General features: G+C 64.6%; 18 protein-coding genes and 4 tRNA genes. 6 read left to right on the forward strand and 16 right to left on the reverse strand.

What is annotated here, in order from left to right; translation table 11 throughout:
* Nucleotides 1-68: 68 nt before the first annotated feature.
* The 13 genes from AC5Y4C_RS08220 to AC5Y4C_RS08280 all read right to left on the reverse strand — a co-directional run bounded on the left by AC5Y4C_RS08220 (nucleotide 69) and on the right by AC5Y4C_RS08280 (nucleotide 5912).
* Nucleotides 69-455, reverse strand: a complete 387-nt coding sequence (locus AC5Y4C_RS08220) for a hypothetical protein (RefSeq protein ID WP_500008282.1) — start codon at nucleotides 453-455, stop codon at nucleotides 69-71.
* Nucleotides 452-763: a DUF7736 domain-containing protein gene (locus AC5Y4C_RS08225; protein WP_500008283.1), complete on the reverse strand. Its 312-nt coding sequence runs from the start codon at nucleotides 761-763 to the stop codon at nucleotides 452-454. The genes AC5Y4C_RS08220 and AC5Y4C_RS08225 overlap by 4 nt, the downstream gene beginning before the upstream one ends.
* Entirely contained in the window at nucleotides 760-945 is a 186-nt protein-coding gene (locus AC5Y4C_RS08230) for a hypothetical protein (protein ID WP_500008284.1), read from the reverse strand. The genes AC5Y4C_RS08225 and AC5Y4C_RS08230 overlap by 4 nt, the downstream gene beginning before the upstream one ends.
* Complete coding sequence (locus tag AC5Y4C_RS08235; RefSeq protein ID WP_500008286.1) at nucleotides 945-1214, reverse strand: hypothetical protein; 270 nt, start codon at nucleotides 1212-1214, stop codon at nucleotides 945-947. Before AC5Y4C_RS08235 ends, AC5Y4C_RS08230 begins: the two co-directional genes overlap by 1 nt.
* Nucleotides 1211-1816, reverse strand: a complete 606-nt coding sequence (locus tag AC5Y4C_RS08240; RefSeq protein WP_500008288.1) for a hypothetical protein — start codon at nucleotides 1814-1816, stop codon at nucleotides 1211-1213. The genes AC5Y4C_RS08235 and AC5Y4C_RS08240 overlap by 4 nt, the downstream gene beginning before the upstream one ends.
* An 83-nt stretch (nucleotides 1817-1899) precedes the next feature.
* A complete protein-coding gene (locus tag AC5Y4C_RS08245) occupies nucleotides 1900-2220 on the reverse strand; it encodes a hypothetical protein (protein ID WP_500008289.1) in 321 nt (106 codons plus the stop codon).
* Complete coding sequence (locus AC5Y4C_RS08250) at nucleotides 2217-3356, reverse strand: recombinase RecT (protein ID WP_500008290.1); 1140 nt, start codon at nucleotides 3354-3356, stop codon at nucleotides 2217-2219. The genes AC5Y4C_RS08245 and AC5Y4C_RS08250 overlap by 4 nt, the downstream gene beginning before the upstream one ends.
* Before the next feature lie 23 nt (nucleotides 3357-3379).
* Nucleotides 3380-4297, reverse strand: a complete 918-nt coding sequence (locus AC5Y4C_RS08255) for a YqaJ viral recombinase family protein (RefSeq protein ID WP_500008292.1) — start codon at nucleotides 4295-4297, stop codon at nucleotides 3380-3382.
* Entirely contained in the window at nucleotides 4294-5121 is an 828-nt protein-coding gene (locus AC5Y4C_RS08260) for a hypothetical protein (RefSeq protein WP_500008293.1), read from the reverse strand. Before AC5Y4C_RS08260 ends, AC5Y4C_RS08255 begins: the two co-directional genes overlap by 4 nt.
* Nucleotides 5121-5309: a hypothetical protein gene (locus AC5Y4C_RS08265; protein ID WP_500008294.1), complete on the reverse strand. Its 189-nt coding sequence runs from the start codon at nucleotides 5307-5309 to the stop codon at nucleotides 5121-5123. The genes AC5Y4C_RS08260 and AC5Y4C_RS08265 overlap by 1 nt, the downstream gene beginning before the upstream one ends.
* On the reverse strand, nucleotides 5309-5503 hold the full coding sequence (locus tag AC5Y4C_RS08270; protein WP_500008295.1) for a hypothetical protein: 195 nt from the start codon (nucleotides 5501-5503) through the stop codon (nucleotides 5309-5311). Before AC5Y4C_RS08270 ends, AC5Y4C_RS08265 begins: the two co-directional genes overlap by 1 nt.
* A gap of 31 nt (nucleotides 5504-5534) precedes the next feature.
* A tRNA-Lys gene (locus AC5Y4C_RS08275) sits at nucleotides 5535-5610 on the reverse strand.
* A 32-nt stretch (nucleotides 5611-5642) separates the two neighbouring features.
* Complete coding sequence (locus tag AC5Y4C_RS08280; protein ID WP_500008297.1) at nucleotides 5643-5912, reverse strand: helix-turn-helix domain-containing protein; 270 nt, start codon at nucleotides 5910-5912, stop codon at nucleotides 5643-5645.
* Between the two features lie 59 nt (nucleotides 5913-5971).
* On the opposite strand from AC5Y4C_RS08280, the gene AC5Y4C_RS08285 reads away from it, so the two are divergent.
* The 5 genes from AC5Y4C_RS08285 to AC5Y4C_RS08305 all read left to right on the forward strand — a co-directional run bounded on the left by AC5Y4C_RS08285 (nucleotide 5972) and on the right by AC5Y4C_RS08305 (nucleotide 7379).
* The gene (locus AC5Y4C_RS08285) at nucleotides 5972-6295 is read left to right on the forward strand and encodes a helix-turn-helix domain-containing protein (protein WP_500008299.1); all 324 of its coding nucleotides are present in this window, start codon (nucleotides 5972-5974) and stop codon (nucleotides 6293-6295) included.
* 143 nt (nucleotides 6296-6438) lie between these two features.
* Nucleotides 6439-6511 (forward strand) — tRNA-Glu (locus AC5Y4C_RS08290).
* Nucleotides 6512-6546: 35 nt separating this feature from the next.
* A tRNA-Asp gene (locus tag AC5Y4C_RS08295) sits at nucleotides 6547-6623 on the forward strand.
* A 30-nt stretch (nucleotides 6624-6653) separates the two neighbouring features.
* Nucleotides 6654-6727, forward strand: a tRNA-Phe gene (locus AC5Y4C_RS08300).
* Between the two features lie 394 nt (nucleotides 6728-7121).
* On the forward strand, nucleotides 7122-7379 hold the full coding sequence (locus AC5Y4C_RS08305) for a hypothetical protein (RefSeq protein ID WP_499906824.1): 258 nt from the start codon (nucleotides 7122-7124) through the stop codon (nucleotides 7377-7379).
* Between the two features lie 77 nt (nucleotides 7380-7456).
* On the opposite strand, the gene AC5Y4C_RS08310 is transcribed toward AC5Y4C_RS08305, so the two are convergent.
* From AC5Y4C_RS08310 to AC5Y4C_RS08320, 3 genes are read right to left on the reverse strand one after another with little or no spacing between them, the layout of a single operon-like run.
* Nucleotides 7457-8002: a chromate transporter gene (locus AC5Y4C_RS08310; RefSeq protein ID WP_499961587.1), complete on the reverse strand. Its 546-nt coding sequence runs from the start codon at nucleotides 8000-8002 to the stop codon at nucleotides 7457-7459.
* Complete coding sequence (locus AC5Y4C_RS08315; RefSeq protein ID WP_499961589.1) at nucleotides 7999-8562, reverse strand: chromate transporter; 564 nt, start codon at nucleotides 8560-8562, stop codon at nucleotides 7999-8001. Before AC5Y4C_RS08315 ends, AC5Y4C_RS08310 begins: the two co-directional genes overlap by 4 nt.
* Nucleotides 8555-9544, reverse strand: a complete 990-nt coding sequence (locus tag AC5Y4C_RS08320) for a phospholipase D-like domain-containing protein (RefSeq protein WP_499961590.1) — start codon at nucleotides 9542-9544, stop codon at nucleotides 8555-8557. The genes AC5Y4C_RS08315 and AC5Y4C_RS08320 overlap by 8 nt, the downstream gene beginning before the upstream one ends.
* Nucleotides 9545-9818: 274 nt before the next feature.
* On the opposite strand from AC5Y4C_RS08320, the gene AC5Y4C_RS08325 reads away from it, so the two are divergent.
* Nucleotides 9819-11234 carry a PE-PPE domain-containing protein gene (locus AC5Y4C_RS08325; RefSeq protein WP_499961591.1) on the forward strand — a complete coding sequence of 472 codons (1416 nt, stop codon included), beginning with the start codon at nucleotides 9819-9821 and terminating at the stop codon, nucleotides 11232-11234.
* Nucleotides 11235-11516 lie beyond the last annotated feature (282 nt).

Genomic DNA, 11516 nt, shown 5'->3' on the forward strand with positions numbered 1-11516 from the left:
TGCGTCGAGGACCGCGAGAATGTTCAACGCCAGGCAGGCGATGATGACCGCGGCGGCGATGTGCGCGTTCACGACTGCGCCTCAGTGTGGTGGCGTGCGAGCCATTCTTCGACCGCCCGCGCGAACCGTACCGCGGCGTCGTCACTGGTGAACGGTGTGCAGAGGCGTTGCACGACACAGCCACCCCACTCGGTGACACCCATCTTGGCGGCCTGCTGCTTGAGTTCGGCGAGTTTGGTGTCGGCGTCTTTGCGGGTGTCGAAGATGACCGGCTCCGACCGCGACGCCGGGGCACGCATGGCCGGCGGCGGTGGCGCGTAGGCGGAGATGCCCATCATTTCGGATAGCATCCAGTTCAAGTGGCCGTCTTCGACGCGCTGCTTGGAAGCGACCGGGCGGCTGTACAACTCGCCGTTGGGCATCCGGATCGCGAACTGCACAACGAAGTTGTTCACGGCTGTGGCCTCCAATCCGGTTGCGCCAGTTGCAGGGTCGGTTTCTGGCTGTTGAGCCATGCGAGCTTGGCGGCATCGTCGACGTCGACATCGGCGGGGATAGCCAGGTCGGCCAGGCCGGGATGCTGTTCGAGCACGGCGGGCCGGCAGCGTTGAATGAAGTCGTCGATCTCATCGGCCGCGGGGACGTCACCGCACATGAAACCGAGGACGTCGTACAGGTCGGCCAGTGTGCAGAACATGCGGTCTTCGGAGCCGACGGCCAAGGTGAGGACGGCGCCGAACGGAAACGCCCGCGTCTCGGTCATGGCCGTGACCCGATGCCGATCGATTCGTGGAATGAGCGTTGCAACTCAAGCGACCGCTCCTGCTGGTCGCGCACATCAGCCAGAAGGTCGCGGACATCGCGGATCGTGTCGCGGATGTCGGTGAGCAGCAGCCGCAGCTCGCCGACAAGCCTCGGGGCGTCGAGGGCTGTGAACAGTTTCATCATCGGATCGCCTTCCTGACTGTGCCGCCAGCTTTGCTGTACTCGATCAGGTCGACAGGTTCGGGATAGCTGCGCCGCGGCCGCCGCGTCGGGGGCAGCAGCTCGCGTTGCGCGGAGCGCCCACCGAACAACCTGACCGCGACTTCCCTTGCCCGGGCTTCGGATTCGTATCCCTGCGAACTGTTGAGCAGCGGTTCGTGATTGCCGCCGTCGATGACATGGATGTCGTATCGTCCGTCGCCGCGCGGCCTGATTTCCACGTCGATCATCGATCCCACCTTCCAAGGCATGACGCGTTGTGCCCGTCGCCTTTGCGGGCGTAGTCGGTGGCGATGATGTCGCCGGTCGCCACGTTGCGGACGGTGCAAGCAACCGAATAGGCGGCGCCGATGTCGGGGTCGACGCCGAACCACGTTCCCGGGGTGACGAACTGGACGTCGACGGCGTCGTCGTGGCAGCCGGGAACGTAGAACCGTGCGAGCTGGCGCGCATCGGTGTCGGCGGGTTTCACACCACCGCGGCCGAAGCAGTCACCGCCGAGCCACGATGCGCTGACTTGCAGTGACACACCGTAGGTGAGTGCTTTCGCGGGCACCGAGTAGTAGACGGCGGTCGCGGTGATCACGGAGAACAGCCACAGCCACACCAGCGCGGCCAGGGTGCCGCGCCTGCGGTGTGGCCGGTTGATTTTGCGTTGCCGCTTGGCGATTCGGTTCCTCGCGCGGCGGGCGGCGATGATCTCTTCAGACAAACGCCGGCCACGCATCCGGTGATCGGGGACGGGCCCCTGATAGATGTGGGGTTTGCGTTGCAGCCCAAGCAGAACCGCTTCGGCGTACGGCGACACCTCGAGCTGATCGGGTGTTGCCATGGCTTCGTCGACCGCTTGGGGTTTCCTGATCCCACAGCGATGGAATCCGCTCAGCGGAGCGGTGTTTGGCGCGGTGACCCATGTCAGGCCAGCCCATCGTCGGAGTCGTCGTCATCGGCCGGTGACCCGTCGACCGGGTCGATCTCGTACAGGCCGGGCTGCTTGGGGTCTTCCGACTGCGGCGCCGATCCCGGTTTCCACGCCGAGATCACTTTCAGTGAGCGGGTGTCGCGCAGTTCGCCGTCCGCGGCCTTCTTACGGCCGTCACCGACACATTCGACTTTCACCATCAGCAGCAGAACGTCATCGATTTCCGGCGGGTCCTCGAGCTTGATGTTCGTCGCGCGGAACCCGATATAGGCGCCGCCGGTATCGACCTCGGTGCTCTCATCAGTGGTGGTCACGGCTGCATTCCTTCCTTGCGTAGCGATTCACGGTTGAGGATCTCGGTCACGTCCGCGTCGAGCTTGTTTTTCTTCTTGCGCTCGACCAGCTCGTTGCGCAGCTTTTGGAGGTCGTCGTCCGAGAGTTGTTTCGACGACTGGATTTCGGGTCGGTCGACGAGCGCCCGGATCACCACCAGGCGGTCTTCGCGGCGGTCATCGCCGTTGAGGCCCAGTTCGCCGAACGTCGCGAAGATGGCGGCGTTGAGCTTGTCGCGGACCTGCCTACGCAACTCCGATTCAGCCGTTGTCTCTTCGGGGTTCGCGGCTGGCTCGGCCTCGATGGCGCGCTGGGATTGGCGGCGCTCACGCTCGGCGCGCACAGCTGCGATTCCGGATCCGTTCGGCCGGCGACGTTCCGGCCGCTCCGACGGGCGGTGTTCGACGTTGCCGTCAGCGTCGATGATCGTTGACTGGGCGGCATCCTCGAAGACCAGTGCGCCGAGCTCGTCAGGGAATGCGCGCTGGATCGCTCCGGCCTCGGCGCACTTTCCGAGTTGATTGCGCGGCATCTTCGACCACACCGAGTTAGGGGCGGCGTCGTTTCCGCTACCCGTCATCTGGACGAACTCGGCGTAGTGCGCGACGAATGAGATGGGCTCGCCGTCACGGAACACGGTGAACTTGGCCGCGACGGGTGGCTTACCCTCGGGCCAAACGTCACGCCAGACACCGTCTTCACCGCACCACAGCGGCCCATCGAATCCGACCTTGATTCCCTTCTGCTCGGCGATCTCGCGAGCGCGCTTGCGGAAGCCGTTAATCCCGGTCTGGATGGTGTATTTCGTCTCCCACGACGTTTCTTTGTGTTGGCCTTCGCCGGACTTGTTCGGCACATACTTCGTGACCTGGGTGTTGCGGCCGATCATGTAGATTTCGCGGCGGAACGGGTCCAGCCCGGACGTTTGGCACACGTGGAAGAACAGGTCGAGGTCACCGTCCGGGGCGTTCTCGATGCCGAGCTGGCGCAGGGCCGCGAGCTGCATGTCGTTGAAGCGGGTTTGGCCGGGCCGTATCGCCAGCCCTGAAGCGACGACAACGTCGCGGTCCGCGTCGTGGTCGTCGTCGACGGTTGCCACAGCAGTGTTTTCGTTCATGGGTGATCCTTCTTTCTGGTGTGTCATTTCGCGCCCTTCGCGGGGTAGAGGGCGACGGAGCCGCGGGAACTTGGCTGGCGGCGGGCGATGAGCGTGCCGTTCGAGCGCGCATACTGCGCCCGCTTCATCACGTCGAGGACGCGGGTCTTGGCGAACCTGGCCCGGGACTCGGCGATCTTCAGATCCGCTGTCGCGGTGAGGAACTCGTCCGCCAGCGCGGGGTCGATGTCAACTTCGGTGTCCGCGTCGATGTCGGGATGCTGTGCACGGATCGCCTCGTAGGTGGCGACGGTGTCGTCCAGCGGCGGCGGGGTGTCACCGGACAGGGACTCCCAGAACTTGCGGCATTCGGCGAGAATCCACGCGGCTTCTTCCCTTGCGGCAGCGTTGTATTCGACCTCGTAGATGCGGTCCTGGTAGTAGGGGCCGAGCGCGAGCAGATGCCCAGGCAGTTTCGTCCAGCCGGTGAACAGCATCTCGGCGAGGACCTGCACGAAGTAGTCGGCCGGCAGATCCCCGGTCAGGTCGTCGCCGAACTTCTCGACGTCGGTCAGGTTGCGTGCGAGCTTGATCTGCACGACGCGTCGGCTGCGGCCGCGCACCGCGCGCCGATCCAACGTGACCAGGGCTGGGAAGCCGAAATGGTTTGGGTCGACAACGAATTGGACTTCGCTGGGTGACAGCCGCCAGCCGGGGTTGCGGCGCAGCCACACGTTCGCCGCATAGGGTTCGATGTCGTGGCCGATGTCGAAAGCGTCCTTCGGCCGGGTCGGCGGGATCTCACCGCGCATTCTCAGCCAGAGTGACCGCGGCGATTCCCAACGCGACAGCCCCAAGATCGCCGGGATCTTGCTCGGCGAAATCATGCGGGTGTGCTGCTCGGAGCCGGGCGCGATCCAGCCCTTATCGCGCGGCGTGTACACGCCCAGATGGCGGATCACGATGCCCGCCTAACCGCGACATCGGTGACACCGAGCCGTACCAGGCGGCGCCACAGCCCGTCGACGGTGATGCCGAGCCGCGCGGCGATCTGCGCGTCACTGAGCCCGACGTGATCGCGATAGTCGCGGTAAGTGGCGGCGAAATCCGCCGGGATGCGGTGCGAGCGCGCTGTTGGGCGCAGCGCCGACAGGTCCGGGCGGGCTGCCGGGTCGTCGATCGTGGTTTCTTCCCACACCAGCGGCGGCAGATAGCCCCGCTTCGCTGCGCGGCGGAGCGCTTTCACGCTGGTGCCGGGGGTGAGCTGCCATACGTCGAAAACCTCGGCCACCCGGCGGGCGTGGCAGGCGGTGATCTTGGTCCGCTTGCCGGTGATGATCGGCGACAGCAGCTTCGGGTCGTAGCCGCATCGCTGCGAGATGGCCGACTGGTCGTGGCCGATCGCGACCAACGCCTGGAGCCGGCGCCGGGTGCCGGTCGCATCCACGTAGGCGCCGGCAGCGGCGGCCGTGTGCGGATGATCGGGGACCGGGACGGCGAGCAGCTGCGCGGCGATGTTGGCGTGGACGCGCACGTTGACACGCGCGATGCGGGCGATCGTGACGTGATGCACCCCGGACAGCCGTTCGATGCGCTTGTAGCCGATGCCGGCGGCGCGCAGCGCGGCCAGATGTGCCCGCACGGGGGCGGCGTCAACGTAGCCGATGCCGGCGATTTCGCCGGTGGCGACCTGGCGTTGCCGCAACGCAAGGTAGTGCTTCTTGCACAACTGGCGTCGCGTGGAGGGCCGCCCGCAGCGCCGGCACGGCAGGTGGGGGCGGCTCATCACCGGTGCCGTTCCGTCCCGGCGAACTGGTACAGCAGCGACGTGCCGACGCGGGTGTAGTCATGGATCAGCCACGACCCGGCCGAAATGTTCTGGAAGGACAGCACTCTGGGCAGGGGGTGGCTGTAGGTGAACGATCGTCCGTCGGCTGGTCCGCCCCGCATGGACACCGTTCGCGTCGGCGGCATCAGTGCCGTTCCCATTCCCGCACGGCCGCGATGTCGGCTGGGGTGGGTGCGGTTTCCAGCGACGTCGGGCATTCACACGCGGCGCTGCGGCAGCCGCAGATCAGGTGTTCGCCTTCGATGTGGCCGCAGTCCGGGCGTGCGCAGCGGTCTGTCTTGGACTGGTCGGGCTTGACCAGCCAGCCACGCCGGGTCACCTGAGTGCCGCCAAGTCGGCGGGGGAGTTTGTGGTGCCCCCGCGGAGTTTCGATCTCCGTACCCGCGGATTAAAAGTCCGCTGCTCTTCCGATTGAGCTACGGGGGCACCGGCGACTGTAGCGCATGCTTGTGCAGCGCTCATGCGGATGCCTCGACGCGCTCGCGGGCGATGCGTTCGATGTCTTCGCGTTGAAAAAGGTTGGCGCCTCGCAGTCCTGGAGCTTTGACGGCGGGTTCTACGCGGCCTGATTTGGCCCAGCGGGACAGGGTGGCTCGGTCAATGCCGAGGATTTCGCATGCTTCTGCTGACCCGATGAGGTCGCCGTGTGATGCCATAAAAGCGAGCATTGCACAGAGTTGTGCGTTGGTCAACGATGCGACATAGCGATGATGTACGTCTTCGAACAAAACATAACGATTTCCTGCGCAACGTTGCGTATACCTGTCACGTGTGCAAAAGTTTGCGCATGAGTACACGCACAGTCGAGACCGCTATACCTGAATGGGATCTCGCCGATCGGCTCCGCAAGAGCCTGCGGGTCGCCAACATCGGTGTCCAGGAAATGGCTGACTACCTGGAGGTCAGCCGCAACACCGTCAGCGCATGGATCAACGGCCGCACAGAGCCGCGAAAGCGCGACATCCGCCTCTGGGCGCTACGCACGGGCCTGCCATACGAATGGCTTCGCGATGGCGCGGAACAACCGGGCGCCCCGGGGCCGGATCCGAACGGGGGACCGGCCCAGTCCCAGGGTGCCCCAAGTAACCGACTGCGGATTAAAAGTCCGTAGCTCTACCAACTGAGCTATAGGGGCGCGACCAAAAAGGATACTGCGTCGCGACGGGGAAGCGCGTTTGAGGATTGGCCTTGGCGTGCCCTAAGCTAGCGAGGCTCCAACACGAGCGTTGCGAGTCCCCCGGAGCGATTCGGCAGGCCCCCTTCGTCTAGCGGCCTAGGACGCCGCCCTTTCAAGGCGGTAGCGCGGGTTCGAATCCCGTAGGGGGTACGCGTGGCGACCGTAGGATGGAGTCACACAAGCAAGGCCCTGTGGCGCAGTTGGTTAGCGCGCCGCCCTGTCACGGCGGAGGTCGCGGGTTCAAGTCCCGTCAGGGTCGCCATCACCGCGAGGCACGAGCTCGGTGCCTTCCGGCCAGGTAGCTCAGTCGGTATGAGCGTCCGCCTGAAAAGCGGAAGGTCGCCGGTTCGATCCCGGCCCTGGCCACGTCGAACGGGCTACCATCACGCTTTCTTCCACTCGCTTCCGTTCTCGTCGTCTGCGCCGATCATTACGTGAACTCGAGCGACTTCGATATCTCCTCCCTCCGACTCATGCCAGCACTCGGATCAGCGGGACTCCGCGAAGCAAGTGCGCGCAATTTGTCGGTGGGCATCTGCATCATCGGCTCCTAAGGCACCCACATTGCTGTCGAGCTTTCGTGATTCATGCTGAAGGCCAAGCTGGACCGCACGCCGATCATCCGGTGGGATTACGACCGGGATGCCAGGAGTAAACGAAGGTCACACGTCCAGATCACCGCGCACCGCGCGCGCTCTCACATCTGTTGTCAAGGCTTGAGCACAAGTCGCCGCACAGCATCGAGTCGCTGCACTTCCCGATGGGCGGCGAGCGATTTCGTCCGTGTCTGGAAGACACCATCGAGTTTCTGATCAGAGACTGCGGCTTCCAAGGCACCGACGGCTGGGAAGAGGTCATTCACGCGGGCCGCCCGAGATGGCGGCGCATTCAGACGCGGGCAGTGGTGCGTGATGCACCAGCTGAGGCGATCGCGGAGCTTACCGCCCTCGGCTATTCGGTATCCCTTCCGGCCGACGGCGAAAGGCCTGAAAGAACCGGCCGTTTGATCGCCTGGTGACGCGAACCCAGCAGGACACCTAGGACGAAGGAACCCGATGCGCTGGCGGATTGGCGGATTCATCCTCCTGCAAAGAGCTACACCACGCCGAGGTAACCGATTCCGCCGGCCGCGGCCACCACGATCAGCGGGTTCGTCTTGGTGAAAACGAAGATCGCTGTGCACACGCCTGTCAACAGATAAGCGCGCCAGTCGTGGTCGGCGGCGCGGCTCATCACCAACGACGTGGCCAGGATCAGCCCGACCGTGAGCGGCGCGAAACCCTTCTCGACCGCGTATCGCAACCGCGATTTCTCCGCCTTCTGCCAGAACTGGGTGATCACGTAGACGAGGATCGCCGCGGGCAACACCATCGCCACGGTGGCGACCAGCCCGCCAATCACTCCGCCGAGCACCCCAGCCGTGGACAGCCCGGCGGAATAGCCCACAAGCGCGACGATCAGGATGCTGGGGCCCGGCGCCGCCTGCGAGATCGAAAAGATGTCGGCGAACTGAGAGTTAGTGAGCCAATGGTTGCCGTTCACCGCACGCATGTGCATCTCGGGCAGAACCGCGTTGCCGCCGCCGATCGACATCAGCGACAACGAACCAAAGAGCATGACCAGATCAAGGTAGGTCTTCACGCGGCCTGCTTCCTCGGCCACGCCCACAGCAGACTCAGCGGCGCCACGATTGCCAGCGTCTCAAGCAGCGGCCAGCGCAGCACGCCGTTGAGCGCAAAAGCCGTGGCGCACAATAGGATTGGCACCACGCCGGTCAAGCACTTCTTGCCGGTCTTGATCACCATGGCTACGGTCAGCGCCACCGCTGCCGCCGATGCCCCGTGCAGAACACCCTTGACCGCCGGAACTTCCTTGAATCGGAAGTACACGAACGCCATCACCAAGATGAGCGCTACAGGCATCAGGCACAGGCCCAGCAACGCCGCAATGGCGCCGGACACACCGCCCATTTTGGTGCCGACGAACACCGACATGTTGACTTGGTTGGCGCCGGGCAGGATGCGGCACATCGTCATGGCACTGAGGAATTCCTCTTCGGCCAGCCAGTGCTTTTCGACCACCAGGACTTCGCGCGACCACGCGGAGAGTCCGCCGCCGAACGAGGCAAGCGCAATGTGGTTGAACGTCAACGCAATTTCGGTCAGTGAAACCTTCTCGCGAGCCGGCTCGACCTCACTCATGAATCAGGTCCTGGTCGTGCGGAAAGTCGTCCTCGGTATGCGGTATTGCGTCGAGGGGATCTGGCGGTTCGTAGTGGTGGGATAGCTCCCAATCCGCATCGAACACATTTTTCAACCGCGCGACGACGGTCGGGTCGCCGATTTCGATGCCCAGTTCGCGCCGCAGGTCGAAGGCGCTGCGGTCGATGTTCATCGAGCCCACCAACGCACGCTCGCCGTCGGCGATCAGTAGCTTGGCGTGCACGCGCAGGTTCTTTTGTTTGTGCACCTTGACCCCGAAGCGCCGCAACGTACGAAGTGACGCGAACGTGTCGAGGATGTCCCACTCGCTGATGCCGTGTTTGCCGCCGCACAGCACATGGACCTTCACGCCACGGTGCGCCGCGGCGGCGAGGTGGTCGAGGATCACCGCGTCGACGTACTTCGGATGCTGCACGTCCAGCCGGTGTCGAGCGGTGTCGATGAATCGGGCCATGTGGTAACGAGAATTCGCGTTACTCCACAGCAGCCCTTCGTAATTCGTCGGCATCCAGTCGCGGTGTTCCCAGTCGGCGTCGAAAACTTCCACGATCTGCGCGACGTGCGCAGGATCGTTGGTGATGATGCCGTAGTCCCGGGTGAGCGTGAAGTACTTGGTCATCAGATTGAACGTGGCGACCAGCGCGGCCGCGTTGTCGACGACGATCGACTTCTCATGTGTCACGTAGAATTTCGGATTCGACCACTGGACGGCGACCCCGGTCTCTTGTAACTGTTGGTAGGCCTCGTCGTTGGCGCGGTCGCCACTCGAACGCTTCGGGTTGAGCATGACGCGCACGTCCACGCCGGCGTTGCTACGGTCGATGACTGCCTGTAGCAGGCTCTGCTCGGTGAACGTGAATTGTTTCACCAGAAGCGATGTCGTGGCCGTGGCGATGAACTCGCGGACCGGGTCGATGCCATCGTCGGGCTCCACGATCAAGCGTGGCGGAGACGGCGGCATAAGGTTCGAAGGCTACCACCACATTCGCGCGCAGACGGGTATGAAACGTGGCGCCGCGGGCGCGGCGGCCGGCAGTGCGAGCGCTAGCCGGTGACAGGCGTCGAGAGGTGGCGCCGGGGCTGCCTGGAGCGTGCCGCAAGACCGCGGAAATCAATTTGCTGGACAGCTGAGAATTTGTTAGCTGAGTGTTAGGCTCGGCCCAGTTCGGCGTCCCCGCTGCGACTTGTCAGCGCTTCGCGACGTCACTCGTCTACACAGTCAAGGAGCGGCTCAGATGGCCGGTAAGCATCATCGCAAGTCCCGTCGGATTCGCTGCGCCGCTCGGCGGCGCCTTGCTCCGGGACTTGCGGCCGCCGCGCTCACCGCCACCAGTCTGACGACCGCGCTGACTACGGGCACGACGGTGACCGTGGCGCCGCAGATCGAACTCACCGCGTTGATCACGCCGGCCAACTCGACAGCGCAGATCTTCGCCAGCGCTGACTACTACAACCGCGACTGGTCGAGGTACGGCACTCAGCAAGTGGTCCCGTTCTTCTTGGGGCCGAACGGCATCGCCACCGCGATCCACGACAACGACAATGATCCCCGCAGGATCGTCGTGCTGTCCTCGGGCTGGGGCGCCGGCCAGACCGGCACGGCGCTGGGCATCCTCAAGCAGCGCAACGATTCCGCCCTCGACGACATCGACCTGGTGGTGCTGGACAACAACACCAACCGCGCCGGCGGTGGATTCTGGACCACATACTCGGCGTTCGCGCCGCTCCTGCTGACCTCCGGCGCACCAACACCGTCGAACACGGGCATCCCCGTGCTCGACGTGGCCTACGAGTACAACATCAACTCGGACGCACCAACCAACCCGCTGAACCCCTTCGCCGACGCCAACAGCTTGGTCGCCTACGTCTGGGGCTACGGCGGCCAAGCCACCGCGCCGGTGCCGGACGCAATCATCGCCGAGGCGCAGAACCCGACGGGGCCGCACTACCACTACATCCTGAACGAAGACGGTTCGCTGGCACAGGATCCCATTGCGTTGCCGGGAAGCTCGACGACGTTCGTGACGTTCAAGTCCGACCATCTGCCATTGGTCAAGCCGCTGCTGCTCATTCCGGGCGGCAACGTGCTCGCCGCCGCGGTCGAGCCGACGCTGACCGAGCTCGTCAACGCCGGATACAAGAACAACCAACCGATTCCCGCCGACCCCACCCAAACGCGGCCGATGAACGTGTTGTCGTTCTCCGAAACCGCTACCGCGGCGCGCAATCTTCCCGGAGCGGTCGTCCAAGGCGTGCAAGGCAGTGTGCAGGCGGCGAAGGATGACATCGACAACCCGAGCAACCTGGTCACGATCCCGCTGCATAATCTGCCGGGACCGGTCGCGTCGGCCGTCAACGGATCGCAGAGCAACTCGCAGACCTCGACCCTCGCCGCGTCCAATCCCAATGCGAACTCGGCCTCGACGGCTCCGTTCTCCATCGACAAGAAGCTCTCGCTGAACTCCGGCGGCACCAAGCCCGCCGACGGATCGTCGAAGGATGCGAAGAACCCCGTCCGGCAGGTGATCGGCAACGTGAAGTCGGCGCTTGGCGGTCTCGGAGACAGCCTGACCCGCGGCGCCAAGAAGCCCACCAATTCCGGGACCTCTGGGTCGTCGACGGCCACCGGATCCCCCGCGGGCTCGCACTGAGTGGCCGACGGTCAGCGAAATCACGGCTCGATGTCGGTTGTCTTTCGCTTGTGCGGGCAAACGCCGCGGCGGGCTTCACCACCGGCTCTCGAGGCGCACACTCCCTGTTGGCTGCAACTGCACAGACCACCGGGAGCGACCACATGCACACCGACGCACAACACGCCGGCCGTGAAGAGCGCCGCGCACAGCTCGAACAGCGACGCGCTCAAGTCGCACACCACATGCGCCGTCTCGCAATCGAATTGGCAGACCTAGACCGGCAGATCGACGAGCTCGAAC

Source organism: Mycobacterium sp. NGS35, assembly GCF_059812855.1.